General features: G+C 73.1%; 17 protein-coding genes and 6 tRNA genes. 14 read left to right on the top strand and 9 right to left on the bottom strand.

All coding sequences use genetic code 11. The features are described 5' to 3' along the window. The first annotated feature begins 258 nt into the window (after positions 1 to 258). From cobT to ACZ4AA_RS19365, 3 genes are all read left to right on the top strand, one after another. Positions 259 to 3930: a nicotinate-nucleotide--dimethylbenzimidazole phosphoribosyltransferase gene (gene cobT, locus ACZ4AA_RS19355; RefSeq protein WP_467603124.1), complete on the top strand. Its 3672-nt coding sequence runs from the start codon at positions 259 to 261 to the stop codon at positions 3928 to 3930. Positions 3931 to 4086: 156 nt separating this feature from the next. Beyond that, complete coding sequence (gene cobA, locus ACZ4AA_RS19360) at positions 4087 to 5319, top strand: uroporphyrinogen-III C-methyltransferase (RefSeq protein ID WP_467603128.1); 1233 nt, start codon at positions 4087 to 4089, stop codon at positions 5317 to 5319. A gap of 64 nt (positions 5320 to 5383) precedes the next feature. Next, complete coding sequence (locus ACZ4AA_RS19365) at positions 5384 to 6202, top strand: TrmH family RNA methyltransferase (protein ID WP_467603131.1); 819 nt, start codon at positions 5384 to 5386, stop codon at positions 6200 to 6202. Between the two features lie 22 nt (positions 6203 to 6224). Here the strand turns inward: ACZ4AA_RS19365 and ACZ4AA_RS19370 are convergent, their stop codons facing one another. Continuing rightward, positions 6225 to 7487, bottom strand: coding sequence for a serine/threonine-protein kinase (locus ACZ4AA_RS19370; RefSeq protein ID WP_467603134.1), 1263 nt, complete (start codon positions 7485 to 7487; stop codon positions 6225 to 6227). 196 nt (positions 7488 to 7683) lie between these two features. Here ACZ4AA_RS19370 and ACZ4AA_RS19375 point away from each other — a divergent pair, with 196 nt between their 5' ends. The 4 genes from ACZ4AA_RS19375 (at position 7684) to ACZ4AA_RS19390 (ending at position 10165) form a co-directional block, all read left to right on the top strand. Next, positions 7684 to 7917, top strand: a complete 234-nt coding sequence (locus ACZ4AA_RS19375) for a hypothetical protein (protein ID WP_326788867.1) — start codon at positions 7684 to 7686, stop codon at positions 7915 to 7917. A gap of 241 nt (positions 7918 to 8158) precedes the next feature. Then, positions 8159 to 8365: a hypothetical protein gene (locus ACZ4AA_RS19380; RefSeq protein ID WP_467603138.1), complete on the top strand. Its 207-nt coding sequence runs from the start codon at positions 8159 to 8161 to the stop codon at positions 8363 to 8365. Between the two features lie 430 nt (positions 8366 to 8795). Further along, complete coding sequence (locus tag ACZ4AA_RS19385; RefSeq protein ID WP_467603141.1) at positions 8796 to 9779, top strand: aminoglycoside phosphotransferase family protein; 984 nt, start codon at positions 8796 to 8798, stop codon at positions 9777 to 9779. Between the two features lie 74 nt (positions 9780 to 9853). After that, positions 9854 to 10165 carry a TFIIB-type zinc ribbon-containing protein gene (locus tag ACZ4AA_RS19390; protein ID WP_467603145.1) on the top strand — a complete coding sequence of 104 codons (312 nt, stop codon included), beginning with the start codon at positions 9854 to 9856 and terminating at the stop codon, positions 10163 to 10165. Between the two features lie 101 nt (positions 10166 to 10266). On the opposite strand, the gene ACZ4AA_RS19395 is transcribed toward ACZ4AA_RS19390, so the two are convergent. The 5 genes from ACZ4AA_RS19395 to ACZ4AA_RS19415 form a co-directional block, all read right to left on the bottom strand. Continuing rightward, positions 10267 to 10341: transfer RNA gene (locus tag ACZ4AA_RS19395), tRNA-Val, on the bottom strand. A 40-nt stretch (positions 10342 to 10381) separates the two neighbouring features. After that, a tRNA-Val gene (locus ACZ4AA_RS19400) sits at positions 10382 to 10453 on the bottom strand. Positions 10454 to 10487: 34 nt separating this feature from the next. Further along, positions 10488 to 10559 (bottom strand) — tRNA-Val (locus ACZ4AA_RS19405). 1 nt (position 10560) lies between these two features. Then, positions 10561 to 10634, bottom strand: a tRNA-Cys gene (locus tag ACZ4AA_RS19410). 38 nt (positions 10635 to 10672) lie between these two features. Beyond that, positions 10673 to 10745 (bottom strand) — tRNA-Gly (locus tag ACZ4AA_RS19415). Between the two features lie 156 nt (positions 10746 to 10901). On the opposite strand from ACZ4AA_RS19415, the gene ACZ4AA_RS19420 reads away from it, so the two are divergent. The 3 genes from ACZ4AA_RS19420 to ACZ4AA_RS19430 all read left to right on the top strand — a co-directional run bounded on the left by ACZ4AA_RS19420 (position 10902) and on the right by ACZ4AA_RS19430 (position 13796). Continuing rightward, a complete protein-coding gene (locus ACZ4AA_RS19420; RefSeq protein ID WP_467603149.1) occupies positions 10902 to 11948 on the top strand; it encodes a chorismate-binding protein in 1047 nt (348 codons plus the stop codon). Positions 11949 to 12038: 90 nt separating this feature from the next. After that, positions 12039 to 12860, top strand: a complete 822-nt coding sequence (locus tag ACZ4AA_RS19425) for an aminotransferase class IV (protein ID WP_467603152.1) — start codon at positions 12039 to 12041, stop codon at positions 12858 to 12860. Between the two features lie 111 nt (positions 12861 to 12971). After that, positions 12972 to 13796, top strand: coding sequence for a GNAT family N-acetyltransferase (locus ACZ4AA_RS19430; RefSeq protein WP_467603156.1), 825 nt, complete (start codon positions 12972 to 12974; stop codon positions 13794 to 13796). Positions 13797 to 13941: 145 nt separating this feature from the next. Here the strand turns inward: ACZ4AA_RS19430 and ACZ4AA_RS19435 are convergent, their stop codons facing one another. Next, positions 13942 to 14481 (bottom strand): DsbA family protein, encoded by a 540-nt coding sequence (locus ACZ4AA_RS19435; protein ID WP_467603160.1) that lies wholly within the window; start codon positions 14479 to 14481, stop codon positions 13942 to 13944. 193 nt (positions 14482 to 14674) lie between these two features. Between ACZ4AA_RS19435 and ACZ4AA_RS19440 the strand changes: the two genes are divergently transcribed. Together ACZ4AA_RS19440 and ACZ4AA_RS19445 are read left to right on the top strand one after the other, a co-directional pair. After that, positions 14675 to 15121 carry a hypothetical protein gene (locus ACZ4AA_RS19440; RefSeq protein WP_467603164.1) on the top strand — a complete coding sequence of 149 codons (447 nt, stop codon included), beginning with the start codon at positions 14675 to 14677 and terminating at the stop codon, positions 15119 to 15121. Positions 15122 to 15276: 155 nt separating this feature from the next. Next, positions 15277 to 15429, top strand: a complete 153-nt coding sequence (locus ACZ4AA_RS19445; RefSeq protein WP_467603168.1) for a hypothetical protein — start codon at positions 15277 to 15279, stop codon at positions 15427 to 15429. A 129-nt stretch (positions 15430 to 15558) separates the two neighbouring features. On the opposite strand, the gene ACZ4AA_RS19450 is transcribed toward ACZ4AA_RS19445, so the two are convergent. Both ACZ4AA_RS19450 and ACZ4AA_RS19455 read right to left on the bottom strand, forming a co-directional pair. Then, on the bottom strand, positions 15559 to 16116 hold the full coding sequence (locus ACZ4AA_RS19450; RefSeq protein ID WP_467603172.1) for a CGNR zinc finger domain-containing protein: 558 nt from the start codon (positions 16114 to 16116) through the stop codon (positions 15559 to 15561). A gap of 252 nt (positions 16117 to 16368) precedes the next feature. Beyond that, positions 16369 to 16782 carry an SsgA family sporulation/cell division regulator gene (locus tag ACZ4AA_RS19455; protein WP_003959770.1) on the bottom strand — a complete coding sequence of 138 codons (414 nt, stop codon included), beginning with the start codon at positions 16780 to 16782 and terminating at the stop codon, positions 16369 to 16371. Positions 16783 to 16973: 191 nt separating this feature from the next. On the opposite strand from ACZ4AA_RS19455, the gene ACZ4AA_RS19460 reads away from it, so the two are divergent. Both ACZ4AA_RS19460 and ACZ4AA_RS19465 read left to right on the top strand, forming a co-directional pair. Then, positions 16974 to 17408 carry a TIGR02611 family protein gene (locus ACZ4AA_RS19460; protein WP_467603175.1) on the top strand — a complete coding sequence of 145 codons (435 nt, stop codon included), beginning with the start codon at positions 16974 to 16976 and terminating at the stop codon, positions 17406 to 17408. Positions 17409 to 17490: 82 nt separating this feature from the next. Continuing rightward, positions 17491 to 17562 (top strand) — tRNA-Val (locus tag ACZ4AA_RS19465). The last annotated feature ends 26 nt before the right edge of the window (positions 17563 to 17588 follow it).

The following is a 17588-nucleotide window of genomic DNA, read 5'->3' on the forward strand; positions in this document are numbered from 1 at the left end:
CCCGCCCGTTTTGAGGCGTGTGTGGTACGGCAGAACCGGAGGACGCGCAACGTGGCGCAGTCCACAGCGGGCACTCGCGGATCACGCTGTCGCGAGGGCGGGATGACCGGGACAATGCCAGTTAATGGCTTTGTCGTCTTTGTTGGCCGGTCGTACGTGCCGCTGGGCACGCACGCTCGTTCTTCACTGTGGGGCGGTCGGTGCGCCGTTCCGGGCGAGCTGGACTTTGGAGCACTAACCGATGGGCAAGGGGTACGCATGACCGACACCGGCCAGGTCCCGGGCGAGGGATTGCCGGAGAACGCAGGCATGGTGGAGCAGCCGGGCGTCACCACGCCGGGCGCGTACACCTACCTCGACACCTCCGAGGCCCCCGTGGAGGAGGACGACCTCCTTCTGCTGCCGGGCGCGCCCGGTGCCCAGGGTGCCTGGGGCAACGAGGTGCCGCCGCCGGCCCCGATGCCCTTCACCGACGAACCCGGCCCGCACGAGACCGACGGACGCGACACGGGCGCGATCGACCTCGGCGCCGTACGCGCGCCGAGCCCCGTGCCCGTACCCCAGCCGCTCGCGCAGCCGGTCCCGCAGCCCGTGGCGCCGCGCCGTCCGCTGCACCTCGGCCCGCCCACGCCGGACGTCTCCTCCAGCCCGGTGCGCTCGCTGGCCGACCGCGGACCCGCGGGAGCCCGCCGTACGTCCATGGCCACCCCGGTCACCCCGCTGCGCCAGGCGGGCCCGCCGACCGTCGGACCCGAGTACCTGGACGTGCCCCAGGCCGCCGAAGCCCTGTCGCAGAGCGCCGCGCCCTTGGCGACCCCGGCGGTGCCCGGTGCGACCCCGGCCGCCGGGACTCCCGTGCCGGGGGCGGTGCCGCCGTCCGCGGTGAGCCCGGAGCCCGTGGCGGTCCCCGAGGCGCCGCAGGCCGTTGAGACCGGGCAGACGCCCGGGTTCGTGGCGGCGCCCTTCGTCCACGACCCGGCCCCGGCGCCCGAGGCCGCCCAGGTCCCGGTGCCGCAGGCCGACGAGATCTCGCTCGACCTCCACGACCAGGCGGAGGGCGCGGCTCTCGAAACCGCGCCCGCCACGGACGGCCCGGCCGCCCCGCCCGCTCCCGACGGCCCGCAGTTCCAGGACGTCCCGGACGCCCTGGACGTGCCGGACCCCGCCGGCATCGCGGTGCAGGCCCCCGCCGAGGCCGGGGCGCCCGAGGCCGGACCCGCGCCGATCGCCGAGGACGCCGTCCCCGCGCAGCCGCTCACCGCTGCCGAGGACCACGCCCCCGCGCAGGCCCCCCCGGCGCCCGTCGCCCAGGACACCGACGGAGCCGGTCAGGCCGCGCCCGTGGTCCAGGAGCCCGGGTTCGCCGAGCCCGCCCTCCATCTGCCGGAACCGGCGGTCCTCGTCGCGGACGAGGCGTCCCTGCCCGATGCCGCGCAGTCCGCCGCTCCGCTCCCGTACGCCTACGAGACCCCGGACTCCGCGCTGTCGGCCCTCTCCGCGCGCTCGGCGGAAGCCGCACAGGACGGACAGGACGTCGTCACCGACGAGATCCTGGCCCCGCGGTTCACCGACCAGCCCGTCACCGACCAGTCCGTCACCGACCAGCCCGTCGCCGCCGCCCTGCCCGAGGACGCGGTCCTCGCCGAGGACGCGGCCTTCGCCCACACCGGCGCCACCCCGGCCGGCGTCGGCTTCGCCGAGGTCCCGCAGGCCGTTCCGGTGGCCGTGGCCGCGCAGGCCGAGGCCGCTCACCCGGCTGACGGCGAGCAGTACCCCGAAGCCGCCCCGGACGCGGTGGGTGCCCCCGGTTTCCCGGACGCGCCCGACGTGCCCCAGGCCGACCGGAGCCTCGGTGGATTCCTGCCCCTGGACGGCACCGTGCCCACGGCGCCGCACCCGGCCCCGACCCCGCCGCACGGCATGACCCTGATTCCGGCGCCCGTCGAGGAACAGCCCCCGGTCTGGGAACCGGCGGCCGTGGCACCCCTGCCGGCCGAGGAGCACCCCGTCGCGGAGGCCGAGCCGGCCGTGCAGGCTTCGGTGCCCGCACCCCGGGAGGCCGAGGCCGAGCCGCTGCCGGAGCCGTTCGGCGCGGAGCCGGAACCCGTGGCCGCACAGCAAGCGGAGGACCTGCACACCCAGGTCGCCGACCAGGAAGAGAGCACGGCCGTGGCGGAAGACGTACGCGAGTCCGCGGGCCCGGCGGCCCCCGGCTACAACGACGCCGAACGCGAGGCCGTGCTGCGCGTGATCCGCGAGCGCCGCGACATCCGCAACGGCTTCCGCGGCGACCCGATCCCGCACGACGTGCTGCTGCGCGTCCTGGAGGCCGCGCACACCGCTCCTTCCGTGGGCCACTCCCAGCCCTGGGACTTCGTCGTCATCCGCTCCGCCGAGACCCGGCGCGCCATGCACGAACTGGCCCAGCGCCAGCGCGAGGCCTACGCCCAGTCGCTTCCCAAGGGCCGGGCCAAGCAGTTCAAGGAAATGAAGATCGAGGCCATCCTCGACACCCCGGTGAACGTCGTCGTCACCGCCGACCCGACCCGCGGCGGACGCCACACCCTCGGCCGGCACACGCAGCCGCAGATGGCCCCGTACTCAGCCGCGCTCGCCGTGGAGAACTTCTGGCTCGCCGCCCGCGCCGAGGGTCTCGGCGTCGGCTGGGTCAGCTTCTTCGACGAGCGGGAGATGGTCCGCGCCCTGGGCCTGCCCGACCACCTGGAGGTCGTCGCCTACCTGTGCGTCGGGTACGTGGACGAGTTCCCGGAGGAGCCCGAGCTGATGCAGGCCGGCTGGTCCAAGCGCCGCCCGCTGTCCTGGGTCGTGCACGAGGAGACGTACGGCCGCCGCGCGCTGCCCGGCGAGGAACCGCACGACCTGCTCGCCGAGACGGTCTCCAACATCCGCCCCCTGGACGCCAAGGCGCTGGGCGAGGCGTGGGAGCGCCAGAAGCGGATGACCAAGCCCGCGGGCGCCCTCGGCATGCTGGAGATCATCTCCGCGCAGCTGTCGGGCCTGTCCCGGATGTGCCCGCCGCCGATCCCGGAGCCCGCCGCCGTCGCGATCTTCGCCGGTGACCACGGTGTCCACGCCCAGGGCGTCACGCCGTGGCCGCAGGAGGTCACCGGCCAGATGGTCGCCAACTTCCTCGGCGGCGGCGCGGTCTGCAACGCGTTCGCCAACCAGGTGGGCGCCGAGGTCTGCGTCGTCGACGTGGGTGTCGCCTCCGACCTGCCCGCCACCCCGGGCCTGCTGCCGCGCAAGGTCCGCGCGGGCACCGCGGACATGACCACCGGTCCCGCCATGACCAGGGAAGAGGTCGTCGCGGCGCTGGAGGTCGGCATCGAGACCGCCCGCGACCTGGTGGCCGCGGGCAACAAGGCGCTGCTGACCGGCGAGATGGGCATCGCCAACACGACCGCGTCGGCCGCCCTGATCTCGGTCTTCACCGGCGCCGACCCCGCCGAGGTCACGGGCCGCGGCACCGGTATCAACGACGAGACCCTGGCCCGCAAGACCGAGGTCGTCCGTCGTGCCATCGAGTTCCACCAGCCGGACCCGGCCGACCCGATCGGCGTCCTCGCGGCGATCGGCGGCCTGGAACACGCCGCCATGGTCGGTCTGCTCCTCGGCGGCGCGTCCCTGCGGACACCGGTGATCCTGGACGGCGTCAGCGCGGGAGCCGCCGCGCTGGTGGCCCGCGCCATCGCGCCCGAGGTCCTCGCCGCCTGCATCGCGGGCCACCGCAGCGCCGAGCCCGGTCACGTGGCCGCTCTGAACAAGCTGGGCCTGCGCCCGCTGATCGACCTCGACCTGCGCCTCGGCGAAGGCACCGGCGCCCTCCTGGCCCTGCCCATCGTGCAGAGCGCGGCACGGGCCATGCACGAGGTCGCCACGTTCGACTCGGCCGGGGTGACCGAGAAGTAGGCCCCCGGCACCGGTGGGGTGGGGCGGGCAGGTGGGAACACCTGCCCGCCCCAGCTTCGCCGTAGTCTGGACTCCCACCGAAGAACCCCACGTCAGGGCCGCTCCAGAGCCGCAGCGCCCACCGCACCGCCTGCCCGTACGAGGAGCCGCACCGCCATGGCCGAACACCCCGCATATCCGGTGGGCCTCCGCCTCGCCGGCCGTCGCGTCGTCGTCCTCGGCGGTGGCCAGGTGGCCCAGCGCCGGCTCCCCGCGCTCATCGCGGCGGGCGCGGACGTCCACCTGGTCTCCCCGCGGGCGACGCCCTCCGTCGAGGCGATGGCCGACGCGGGCGAGATCACCTGGACGCGGCGCCCGTACGAGGAGGGCGACCTGGCCGACGCCTGGTACGCGCTCATCGCCACCAGCGACCCGGCCGCCAGTGCCGAGGCATCGGCCGAGGCGGAGCGCCTGCGCGTCTGGTGCGTCCGCTCCGACGACGCCGACGCGGCGACCGCCTGGACCCCGGCCACCGGCCACAGCGAGGGCGTGACCGTCGCCGTCCTCACCACGAACGCCAAGGGCCGCGACCCCCGTCACACCGCCGCCATCCGCGACGCCGTGGTCGAGGGCCTGCGCGACGGCACACTCGTCGCCCCGCACCACCGCACCCGTACCCCCGGCGTCGCCCTGGTCGGCGGCGGCCCCGGCGACCCCGACCTGATCACGGTCCGGGGCCGCCGGCTGCTGGCCGAGGCCGACGTGGTCATCGCCGACCGCCTCGGACCCCGCGACCTGCTCGCCGAACTCCCGCCGCACGTCGAGGTGATCGACGCGGCGAAGATCCCGTACGGCCGGTTCATGGCCCAGGAGGCCATCAACAACGCGCTCATCGAGCACGCGAAGCAGGGCAAGTCCGTCGTCCGGCTCAAGGGCGGCGACCCGTTCGTCTTCGGGCGTGGCATGGAGGAGGCCCAGGCGCTCGCCGAGGCCGGCATCGCCTGCACGGTCGTCCCCGGCATCTCCAGCTCGATCTCGGTGCCGGGTGCCGCGGGGATCCCGGTCACCCACCGGGGCGTCGCCCACGAGTTCACCGTGGTCAGCGGTCATGTCGCCCCCGACGACGAGCGCTCGCTCGTCGACTGGGCCGCGCTCGCCAAGCTGCGCGGCACCCTCGTCGTCCTCATGGGCGTCGACAAGATCGGCAGGATCGCCGACACGCTCGTGGCGCACGGCAAGCCCGCCGACACCCCCGTCGCCCTCGTCCAGGAGGGCACGACCGCCGCACAGCGCCGCGTCGACGCCACCCTGGCCACCGTCGCCGAGACCGTCCGCGCAGAGGACGTCCGGCCGCCCGCCGTCATCGTCATCGGCGAGGTCGTCGGCGTCGGCGCCGCACTTCCCGAGTAACCACGGGTAACCCAACCCGTTCCCAGCCGTTGGCACCGCACCCAGGACAAGGCAGTATCACCCTGTGGCCGATCTCATCACCGTCGACAACCCCGACGACCCGCGTCTGCGCGACTACACGGGCCTGACCGACGTGGAACTGCGCCGCAAGCGCGAACCCGCCGAGGGCCTGTTCATCGCCGAGGGCGAGAAGGTCATCAGACGGGCCAAGGACGCCGGCTACGAGATGCGTTCGATGCTGCTGTCCGCTAAGTGGGTCGACGTCATGCGCGACGTCATCGACGAACTCCCGGCACCCGTCTACGCGGTCACCCCGGAGCTCGCCGAGCAGGTCACCGGCTATCACGTCCACCGGGGAGCGCTCGCCTCGATGCAGCGCAAGCCGCTGCCGACGGCCGAGGAACTGCTGCGGACCGCGCGCCGGGTCGTCGTCATGGAGTCGGTCAACGACCACACCAACATCGGCGCCATCTTCCGCTCCGCCGCCGCTCTGGGCATGGACGCGGTCCTTCTCTCGCCCGACTGCGCCGACCCGCTCTACCGCCGCTCGGTCAAGGTGTCGATGGGCGCTGTCTTCTCGGTCCCGTACGCCCGTCTGGAGACCTGGCCCAAGGGCCTTGAGTCGGTGCGCGACGCCGGGTTCAGCCTGCTCGCCCTCACCCCGGACGAGAAGGCGCGATCCCTCGACGAGGCCGCCCCGCACACGATGGACCGGGTCGCGCTGATGCTCGGCGCGGAGGGCGACGGGCTCTCCACCCGGGCCCTGATGGCCGCCGACGAATGGGTCCGCATCCCGATGGCCCACGGCGTCGACTCCCTGAACGTCGGCGCTGCGGCCGCGGTCGCCTTCTACGCGGTGGCGACGGGCCGCCCCACGAGCTGACGGACCGGACCGAGATCGTGCCCTAGGGGAGCGCCCCGGACGCCGACTGTTCCTGGTGGACCGTCCTGCGCGGGGTGTCGTCGAGTCCGCGGGACGGCCCCTGGCATCCCTGCGCCGCCGCGATCCCGAGCGCGACCAGCAGCGTCACGACCACGAACACGAAGAGCCGCTGGCGCAGCAGCCGCGGGTTGGCGGGCCGCCTGCCGGTGCCCGTGGTCCGCGAGCCGGTCCTTCCGGTGCCGCTGCGCGGGGCGGGCCTGTTCCCGGTGCGACCGGTGTTGCGCGCGGGTGACGGACGGGACCCCGACCGCGATCCGCCGTTCGTCCCGCCGGTGCGCGGCGGGGGAGTGGCCCCAGGCCGCCGCTGGGTGCGCTGCTCGGCGTACTGCTCGGCCAGCCGGCCCGTGGGCCGGTCCGGGTCCGAGCGCGGTGCGGGCGGCCGCGCGTCCACCATGCCCTGGGCCTCGCGGGCGGCGATCTCCTTGAGCCGCAGGGACAGTTGGAGGGTGCTCGGCCGCTCCTCGGGATCCTTCGCCAGACAGGCGCGGACCAGGGGCGCGAGGGCGTCGGGGACGCCGTGCAGATGCGGTTCCTCGTGGACCACGCGGTAGAGCATCACCTCGGAGCTGCCCTGGCCGAAGGGCGAGTCCTGGGTCGCCGCGTACGCGAGCGTGGCACCGAGCGCGAACACGTCGGTGGCCGGGGTGACGGCGACGCCGCGCACCTGCTCCGGAGCCAGGAAGCCCGGGGAGCCGACCGCCGTGCCGACATGGGTGAGCGTGCTCGCCCCCGTCGCCCAGGCGATGCCGAAGTCGATGATCCGCGGCCCCTTCGGGGACAGCAGGATGTTGGACGGCTTGAGGTCACGATGGACCACCCCGGCCTCGTGCACCGCGACGAGCCCCTCCGAGAGGGCGGCGCCCACCGCGGCCACGTCGGCGGCCGACAGCGGCCCCTCCTCGGCGACCTTGTCGTGCAGGGACGGCCCGGGCACGTACTGCGTGGCGAACCACGGACGGTCCGCCTCCAGGTCGGCGGCGACGAGCCGTGCCGTGCAGCCGCCCCTGATCCGCCGTGCCGCCGAGACCTCCCGGGCGAACCGGGAACGGAACTCCTGATCCTCCGCCAGATCAGGCCGGATCACCTTCAGCGCGACCCGCTGGCCCCGCCGGTCGGAGCCCAGGTAGACAACACCCATACCCCCCGCGCCGAGCCGTCGGTGAAGCCTGAACGAGCCGACGACACGCGGGTCCTCGCGCCTCAGGCGCATCATCGCCATGTCCATCCCCGCTGCCCGGTCCGTTTGACGAGCCCCAGCTTACGTTTCCGCGGCCGGGTGCGCGCAGAGGCCGCGCCCTCTCGTCCCGATCGATTGTCAGTGCCGGGTGGGAAACTTGAGAGGTGGTCAGAGAGCGTGCGCGCAACAGCTCTTTGGCCCGCCTGTGATCCCAACGATCCATCGCTGAAGGGGGATTGAGCCCGTGAGGGGTGACCGCGTGGAGATAGTCGTGGACGCGGGGGACACGACGCGTACGTACGAGGTGGTGGCGAGCAGGGCGGGCCGCCGGGTGGAGACGGCGGTGCGCCGAGGTGTGGTGGAAGTGAGCGAAGTCACTCGAAACGGAACAGTGGTACGGACCGCCCGCTTCATGGCGACTCGGGTGCTGGCACTCGTCGAGCAGCCGGTTCCCCGGGAGGACAGCTCGGAACAGTAGGGGCAGATCGGGCGTCCCCTCCGGGAAGACCCTGAGACGGGGCTCCGCGCCTCCACCCACGGTAGTACTCAGCAGGTCACTGCTCATACTCCGGGAGGCCCGGCAATCGGTACGAGGGCATGACGACCCGACGGCGTCACGCGCCTAGATTTGAGGTCAAGCGGCGGGTGCAGCACTCGTCCCCCGAGGTCAGCCACCCGCCGCTGCCAGGTACAACAGAATCTCGGTCAGGAGAGGGACCATGGCCCACACGGCACCGCGGACAGATCTCCGCACGCAGGGACGCAAGGCGTACACCGCCGCGTTCGGCACCCGCCCGGGTCGTCGCCACCCCTTGGTGGCGACAGCGATGGTCCTTCCCCTGGCGGCCCTGCTCGTGGTCGCCTTCGGCGGCTGGGACGCGGTGGTCACACAGGCGTCGTCCGTGGGCGTGATGCTGGGGCGCTGAGCGGCGCCCCAGGCCCGGAAGAGCGGTCCGGGCGGGGACATCCGGCCAGGAAACCCCGTGGGGACGGGGGTGCGGCGGACGGCAGGAAGATGCCCGCGCAGCTGGGGAGCTGCGCGGGCATCTCTTTTTGCCCCGGGGTGGGGCGGGGCGCGGGGAGGGACAGCGGGGCGCCGGGGTGACGGAGGTGCCGGGGCGTTGCGGAGTCCGGTGTCGGGAGCCTGGGTATCGCGGTGCCGGCGCGGCCGGGGTGACGGAGGGGCTTGGGCGTTGCGGTGCCGCCGGGTGCCGGGTGACCGAGGTGCCGGTTCGGGGCGGTGCCGGGTGTTCTGGGTGGGCTCCGGCTGCGTACCCTCACCCGGAGGTGTCCTGGCCGGCCGACGCCGGCGGCGGTGGACGCCGTACAGGACCGTCGTCCAGTCCAGGGGGATCCGTGACCGTGCGCAGCCTGCCGACCGCGCTCGGCGCCGCGGCACGTGCCGCGGCGCATCCGGCCGCCGCACCCGCGGCCGTACCCGGCCCCCGCGGAGCCGGCCCCCGCGCCACCTGTTCCTGCGGCGCCGAGGACACGCTCCTCGCGGACCGCGACGACGGCACCGTGGTCCGCCACGGCGAGGTCGTCGCCAAGGCCCACGCCCCGGACACCGAACCCCACGAGCTCGTCCTGCGCCTCGCCGCGGCCGCGCGGCTCCCCGGCATCCTCCTGCCGCCGTCGGACCCGGCTCCCGCCGGCCTCCTCGGCCGCCGGGTGACGCTCTGGCCGTACGGCGCTCCCGTGGACCCCGACGCTCCCGAGGCGGCTCCCTGGGAGGAGGCCGCGACCCTGCTGGCCCGACTGCACCGGGCTCCCGTGCCGGACGGGCTGCCGCCCATGCGGGGACCCGCCAAGGCCGCCCGCGCCCTGGCCCGGCTGCGCGTGGCCGGCCCGCACCCGGCCGCCGCCCCCGTCCTGCGGGCCTGGGCCACCCTGCCGGACTGGGCACGGGCCGAGGCCCCGATGCCGGACACCACGACCCTGTGCCACGGCGACCTGCACCTCGGCCAGCTCGTGCGTCACCCCGCGCCGGACGGCCCCTGGCTCCTCATCGACGTCGACGACCTGGGCGTCGGCGATCCGACCTGGGACCTGGCCCGTCCCGCCGCCTGGTACGCCTGCGGACTGCTGCCGCCCGACGCGTGGCTCCGCTTCCTGACCGCGTACCGCGACGCGGGCGGCCCGGCCGTTCCCGCCGACGGCGATCCCTGGCCCGCCCTGGACGTCGCGGCCCGCGCCCTCACCGTGCAGACCGCGGCCCTGGCGATCGCCAAGTCGGCCGCCGCGGGAGTGCCGTTGGACGAGGTGCAGCGGGCCGTCGTCGACGCCTGTGACCGAATGAGTTCCGTACCGCCCGAGTTGACCCGAGGTTGCGCGACGTAGGGTGCAACCGACCGAAGCCGGGCGGTGTCTGTCCTGGCGGAAGCAGTACCGACCGGCGAGGAGTTGAGCCGAGCATGCAGTGTCCGAAATGCCATGCGCCGATGCACACGTACAACCGCAACGGTGTCCAGATCGAGCAGTGCAGCGGCTGCCGAGGGATCTTTCTCGACTACGGCGAGCTGGAGGCGCTGACCCGCGTGGAGGCGCAGTGGTCCCAGCCCGCGCCGCCGCCGCAGGCGTACCCGTCGGCCCCGGCCCCCGCGTGGGGTGCCCCGCAGCACGGCGGTCACGGTGGCGGCCACGGCGGTCACTACGGCGGGCACGGCGGAGGCCATGGCGGCCACCACGGCCACAAGAGCTTCGGGCACATGCTCTTCTCGTCCTGAACCCCCGAAGGGGCTCCCTCCCGCCGGGAGGGAGCCCCTTCGTCCGGTGCGCGTCCAGGGAACGACGAAGCCCCCGGTCGCGAGGCGACCGGGGGCTTTGCTGGTGCGCGATACTGGGATTGAACCAGTGACCTCTTCCGTGTCAGGGAAGCGCTCTCCCGCTGAGCTAATCGCGCAGGTCACGTGGCCGAAGCCACGGTTGCTGCTGATACTGCGTGCGCGATACTGGGATTGAACCAGTGACCTCTTCCGTGTCAGGGAAGCGCTCTCCCGCTGAGCTAATCGCGCGGGGATCCTTGCGGACCGAGTCCTTGCGGACCAGTGGACGATACTGGGATTGAACCAGTGACCTCTTCCGTGTCAGGGAAGCGCTCTCCCGCTGAGCTAATCGTCCTTGGAGGTGGAGACGGGATTTGAACCCGTGTAGACGGCTTTGCAGGCCGTTGCCTCGCCTCTCGGCCACTCCACCAGAAGTGCGGGTTCGGGAAGATCCCCCACTTTCCTGCGAGCGGACGACCAGGTTCGAACTGGCGACCTCAACCTTGGCAAGGTTGCGCTCTACCAACTGAGCTACGTCCGCGTGTCGTTTCCGTTCCGCTTGCGCGTCCCGGCGACGTGTTGAACTCTAGCGGATTCCCGGGCCAGCACAAAAACGCGTTTGTGCAGCGTGCTGCGGTCTGTCCCCCCGAGGACACGGTCAGGGCACTCGAACGACACCCGCCCTAGACTCGTCTGCGTGCTCGACCTCCCTCCTCTCGCCCGTTTCGGCGGCCTCGTCGCCACCGGTCTCCTCGATGTCACCAGCGACCCCGCGGCCCTGGACTCGTCCGGCTTCTGGGCCGTCTCGGCGGACTTCGAAGGGCGTCTGACCTGCGCCCGCTTCCGGGACGTACGGCAGGAGCCGGTGCCCGCGCCGGTTCCCGGACGGTGGCACGGACCGGCGGCCGGCGACTGGACGTCGTCCCTCGACCGCGCCGCGTACACGGCGGGGGTCCGGCGCATCCGCGAGCACATCGCGCGCGGTGAGGTCTACCAGGCGAACCTCTGCCGTGTCCTCTCCGCGCCCGTCCCGGCCGACGCCGACGTCGACGCGTTGACCGCCCTGCTGGCCCGCGGCAACCCGGCGCCGTACGCCGGAACGATTCGGCTGCCGGACCACGGCGTCGAGATAGCCACCGCCTCCCCGGAACTCTTCGTGCGCCGCGAGGGCCGTTCCGTCGAGTCGGGGCCGATCAAGGGCACCGGCCGCACCGAGGCGGACCTCCTCGACAAGGACTACGCCGAGAACGTGATGATCGTGGACCTCGTCCGCAACGACATCGGCCAGGTCTGTGCCACCGGGACCGTGGCCGTGCCCGATCTGTGCGTCGTCGAGAAGCATCCGGGGCTCGTGCACCTCGTCTCCACCGTCAGCGGCGAACTGCGCGAGGACGTCGGCTGGCCCGGACTCCTGGCCGCGGCCTTCCCGCCCGGCTCCGTCACCGGCGCTCCCAAGTCCAGCGCCCTGCGGATCATCGAGGCCCTGGAGACCGCGCCGCGCGGCCCCTACTGCGGAGGAGTCGGCTGGGTCGACGCCGACCGCGGCACCGGCGAGCTGGCCGTGGGCATCCGTACGTTCTGGATCGACCGCGCCGACGGCGTCCTGCGCTTCGGCACCGGGGCCGGCATCACCTGGGGGTCCGACCCCGAGGGGGAGTGGCGGGAGACCGAGCTGAAGGCGTCCCGGCTGCTCGCGGTAGCGTCGGGAACGTACGACGCGGGTGACGGCACCCTCACGGACTGACCCGGACCTCGGGACGGGCCGCACGGGACCGGCACCGGAACGCCGTGCCCGGGCGACGCGTCCGGCACACTCACATGCGAGGTAGGACCAGTGAAGCTTTGGCTCGACGGCGGGCTCCAGGACATCGAGGCCGCCCGTGTCTCCGTCTTCGACCACGGACTGACCGTGGGTGACGGCATCTTCGAGACCGTCAAGGCGGTCGACGGCCGGCCCTTCGCGCTGACCCGCCACCTCGACCGGCTGGCCCGCTCGGCCCGCGGCCTCGGTCTGCCCGAGCCCGACGCCGACGAGGTGCGCCAGGCCTGCGCCGCCGTCCTCGACGCCAATCCGATGCCGCTCGGCCGGCTCCGCATCACCTACACCGGCGGTCACGGCCCGCTCGGCTCCGACCGCGGGGAGCACGGTCCGACCCTCGTCGTCGCGCTCGGCGGCTCGGCCCCGCGCCCCGACTCCACGGCCGTCGTCACCGTTCCCTGGACCCGCAACGAGCGCGGCGCGCTGACCGGCCTGAAGACCACCTCGTACGCGGAGAACGTCGTCGCCCTGGCCCGCGCGCGTGAACACGGCGCGTCCGAGGCGCTGTTCGCCAACACGGTGGGCCAACTCTGCGAGGGCACCGGGTCGAACGTCTTCGTCGTCCTCGACGGCGAGATCCACACCCCGCCCGTCGCCTCCGGCTGTCTCGCCGGCATCACCCGTGCCCTCACCGTCGAATGGACCGGCGCCAGGGAGACGGACCTCCCGCTGGACGTCCTGGAGCGCGCCGACGAGATCTTCCTGACCTCGACGCTGCGCGACGTGCAGGCCGTGCACCGGGTCGACGCCCGTGAACTGCCGGGCGCGCCGGGCCCGGTGACCGCCAAGGCGATGCGCGTCTTCGAGGACCGGGCCGGGGACGACCTCGATCCCTGACCGGCCCGGACGTCCAAGGGCCCGGGAGTTCACCCGGCCGGGTGGCCACCGGGCCCCGATCGCCGGGTAATTCGGCTGACGACGGGCGCGTCAGCGGGTACAACACCCGTGATGACCACGACCCTGCGGCCGACCGAGCCGCTTCATCGCGCCGCCGACGGGACCCTCTCGCGCCGCTACCAGGTGTGCGTGAACAGCCGTCCCGTCGGCCGGGTCCATCTCGCCACCGAACCCGGCGCGGGACCGCCCGCCGCCCGGATCCGTGAGCTGGGCATCGACGAGCCGGACCGGGGACGCGGGCGCGGCACGGTCGCCGCGCTGGCGGCGGAGGAGGTCGCCCGCAGCTGGGGCTGCCGGCAGATCGAGGTGACCGTTCCCGGAGACGGCGCCGCCGCCCTGGAACTCACCGGGGCGCTCGGTTACGTCCTGCGCAACCGCCTCATGGACAAGGCGCTCGACGGCCCCGCGGCCGTCCTTCCTCCAGGCAGCGCCGACCGCCCCATGAGGCAGGACGAGTACGAGGTGTGGGACCGGGAGGGCAGGCGGAACTACGCCGGGGACTGGATCCGGCGCGGCGTGCCGGAGGCCGAGGCGCTCGCCAAGGCCGACCGTGACTTCGGCGGCGCGCTGCCGCAGGGGCCGGCCACGCCGGACACCTGGCTGATCGTCCTGGAGCACGAGGGCGTCCCCGTCGGCGATCTCTGGCTGGGGCGCCGGAGCGGACACGCCTTCGTCTACGACGTGGCGGTCCGCGCCGACCGGCGCGGGCACGGACACGGCCGGACGCTCATGCTGCTCGCCGAGGCCCGCGCGAGGGCCGCCGGACTGGACCGCATCGCCCTCAACGTCTTCGCCGGGAACACCCCGGCCGAGCGGCTCTACGCGTCACTCGGCTACGGGACGACGGAGTACCACCTTTACAAGACGCTGCTGTAGCGGGGATCACGCCGTCGCGGCCGGGACGTCGGCTGCGGGCGTGGCCGCGGCCGGGGCGTCGCTCGGGGCGTGCTGCTTCGCCGGCCGGGGCGCTTCGCCCGAGGGTGCCGGCCGACGTGGAACCGGCCGGCGTGGAGGCGGCGTGTCAGCCCTGTTCGGCGAGCAGCCGGTCGGTGATCTCCTCGATCCGCTCGCGCAGACCCTCCTGGCTCTTGCCGCCGTCCAGACGCTCCCCGTCGATGACGTACGTCGGGGTGCCGGTGACGCCGATCGCCTTGCCCTCGGCCTGGTCCGCGTCGACGATCAGGATGTGCCGCCCGTCGATCAGGGCCGTGTCGAACTCCTCGGCGTCCAGGCCGAGTTCCCGGGCGACCTCGACCAGGAAGGCCTCGCCGGCGCGGTTCAGCTCCTCGACGCGACCGAGTACGGCCTCGATGTACGGCCAGGCGGCACCCTGCTCGGCGGCTTCCTCGGCGGCCTGCGCCGCGGCGAAGGCGTGCTTGTTCGTCTCCAGCGGGAAGTGCCGCAGCCGCAGCTCCAGGCGGTCGCCGTAGCGGGCGCGCAGCGCGCCGAGGTCGGCGAGCGCGTCTCGGCAGTCGGGGCACTGGAGATCGCACCAGACGTCCAGGAGGACGGGGGCCGGGCGCGGGGCGGGGGAGCCGGAGGAATCGGGGGAGTCGCTCATGGGTCCAGTCTCCCAGTCCGGCGGGGGCCCGGTGGCACCGGGACCTGGGGGTGGTGACGCCGGGACCTGAGGAGGACGGCGACCCGGAGATCTCCCTGAGGTCTGCCCGGACCGTGGCATACCGGGCACCGGGCGGTGCAGGATGGAAGGGACGAGGAACCCTGTCGCCCCGAGCCCTGCCTGGAGGACCGGAATGATCGCAGAGACCGTCTGCTCCGCCGTCTCCGTCGCCGGCCTCGGCATCGCCGCGGTGACGGCGTACCGCAAGCGTTACCTGGCGGCCGCCCGGATCGCCGCCTACTCCCTGGTGCCGATCGGCCTGGTCATGACCGGGGTCGTCGGCTGGCTGGCCGACACCGCCTTCAGTCCCACCGCGTGGGCCGGCTTCATCGTGCTCGGCGGCGCCTGGGCCCTGTTCATGATCACCCGTGCCGTGGAGCGGCGCGGCGGCGGGACCCGGAAGGAACGCAGAGCGGCGAAGGCCGCCTCCCGACGCGAGGCGGAGGCACCCACGGCCTCGGCCCCGTCGCTCGGCCAGGGCTCCGGCGTCGCCACCCGGCCCGCGGCGGCACCCCGGGCCACGGGTTCCGGGGACGACTTCAGCGACATCGAGGCGATCCTGAAGAAGCACGGCATCTGACCGGCGGAAGCGACACAAGATCACATACGTGACACAGGGAACGCGTGGAAGCGTTCACGTTCTGGCGCCGCCGTCACATCTTCCAGCGAACTCCCGTATATTCCGGGCGTGTTGATCGCGGAGTGCGTGCCCTCTGCGTCATCATCGCCCGCGAGATGCTGGACACAACAACGAGCGACACCGCTGTTCCCCCCGAGGAGCGGCGCGGTTGTCTCTTCGCGCTCTCCCAGCCGCCGCTGATGATCTTCCTTGCGGTGATCGGCTGTCTGCTGCTCATGGCTTCGCTGCACGACCTGCTGCTGCTCTGAGCTGTACACGGAGCCCCTGGCGCCACCCGCCGAGGGCTCCGTCAGCCCGGCCGTGCGTACGGCCCGCCGGGGCCCGTCCGGCGTCTCGGCACGGGCGGGTGTCACCGAGCAGGAACCGCCGGGCCGGCCCTAGCCCGCGGCTTCCTTGCGGCGGGCACGGTAGGCGGCCACGTGGAGCCGGTTCCCGCAGGTGCGGCTGTCGCAGTAGCGGCGGGAGCGGTTGCGGGAGAGATCCACGAAGGCGCGTCGGCAGTCCGGGGCCTCGCAGCGCCGCAGCCGGTCCTGTTCCCCGGCGACCACGAAGAACGCCAGCGCCATCCCGCAGTCGGCCGCGAGATGGTCGGCGACCGAGGCGCCCGGCGCGAAGTAGTGGACATGCCAGTCATAGCCGTCGTGGTCCGTCAGCCGGGGCGTCGTGCCGGCGGCCGCGACCAGTTCGTTGATCAGCGCGGCCGCCACGCGCGGATCCTCGGCGGCGAAGATCCCGGCGAACAGGCCGCGAACGGCGTGCACGGCCGCGAGATCGCGCTCCGACAGCACCCCGACATCGCTGATGTCGTGCTTTCGTACGAAGTCGGCGAGTGACGGCACATCGGCGAGTCCGTCCGCCGTCCCGTCCTCCGGCGCGGTGTTCACCAGATCCACCACGGCGTCGAGTGCGCACCGGGTGTCGTGGGTGATCAGCACGTTTCGCTCCCTGGCCTGGGGGTCGGGCGAGGGCGCCCGCCCGATGCTGGCCGATGGTAGTGGCTTCCCGGCGCGGCGGAGACGGGCGCGGGGTCGCAGGAGCCGGAGCCGGCCCCGGGAGCGTGTTCGAGGCGCGCCGGCGCCGGCGACGCGAACCTTCCGCGACGCCGGCGCCGATGCTTCCCTATGCGGTTGTCTGAGCCCGAGCCGTCTCCCCGAGTGGACGGCGCCGGGCGGCTCTGTCGTGACGCGTCAGCTCTCGGCCAGGATGTGTGAGAGCTCCGTGTCGAGATCGAAGTGCCGGTGTTCCGTGCCGGGTGGCACGGCTGCGTCCGTTCGCTTCAGGAATGACTCCAGGGCCCTCGCAGGGGCTTCGAGCAGGGCTTCACCCTCCGGAGAGCTCAGGGCGATGCATACGACGCCCTGGCCGTGGCTTCGGGACGGCCAGACTCGGACGTCGCCGGTACCGGTGGGCCGGTGCAGGCCCTCGGCGAGGAGGTCGCGGGCGAACACCCACTCGACGGTTTCCTCGGCTCCGGTGTGGAAGGTGGCGTGCACGGCATAGGGATCGGCCGTGTCATACCGCAGTCCTGCGGGTACAGGCAGTGAGGACTCGCTCGACACAACGAGGCGCAGGTGCAGCTCGCAGCTGACCGTGGTGTTCATAAGCGCCAGGGCCTTTCGCTCAGTGTGCGCTCGGGGATTCGCACGTCGGCGAAATCGACATGCCACCTACGGTGCCGTTGTAAACCCCTCTGAGGGTTTTGCATGTCTTTATGTAACTCATCCGGCCGAGGGGATGATCTCCGGATAGGGCCATTCCGGTGACTGGTTTCTCTCGGGTAGGGTTTGGTCGTATGAATACGGGGAGTGACGAGGCGGGCGAGGTCGCCACGGCGGGCGACGGTGCGAACAATGAGCGAGCGCTCGGTTCGCGGGCGCCCCAATTCATCAAGGCACGCCGCGCGCTGCACGTGAGCTGGCAGGTGGGCGTTTTCGTCGTCGGGCTCGCCGTGGTCGTCGCGGGAGTGATCATGCTTCCGCTGCCGGGGCCCGGCTGGCTGGTGATCTTCGGTGGCATGGCGATCTGGGCGACCGAGTTCGTCTGGGCCCAGCTGGTGCTCCGCTGGACGAAGCGCAAGGTCACGGAGGCGACGCAGCGGGCGCTCGATCCCGAGGTGCGGCGCCGCAACATCGTCCTGACGACGGCCGGGCTGGTGATCGTGGCCGTTCTGGTGGGGGTGTACCTCTGGAAGTTCGGCTTCGTGATGCCGTGGAACATCGCGCAGTGAGGCGGCCGGTGCGGGGTCCGTCCGGGCTGTCCCGGGTGGTCGAGGCCACCCCCTGACATGGGGTAATGTTCTCCCTGCGCCCGGGCGATTAGCTCAGCGGGAGAGCGCTTCGTTCACACCGAAGAGGTCACTGGTTCGAACCCAGTATCGCCCACACACAGGAAAGACGGCTCCGGCCCA

The organism is Streptomyces sp. NPDC024698 (genome assembly GCF_055559015.1).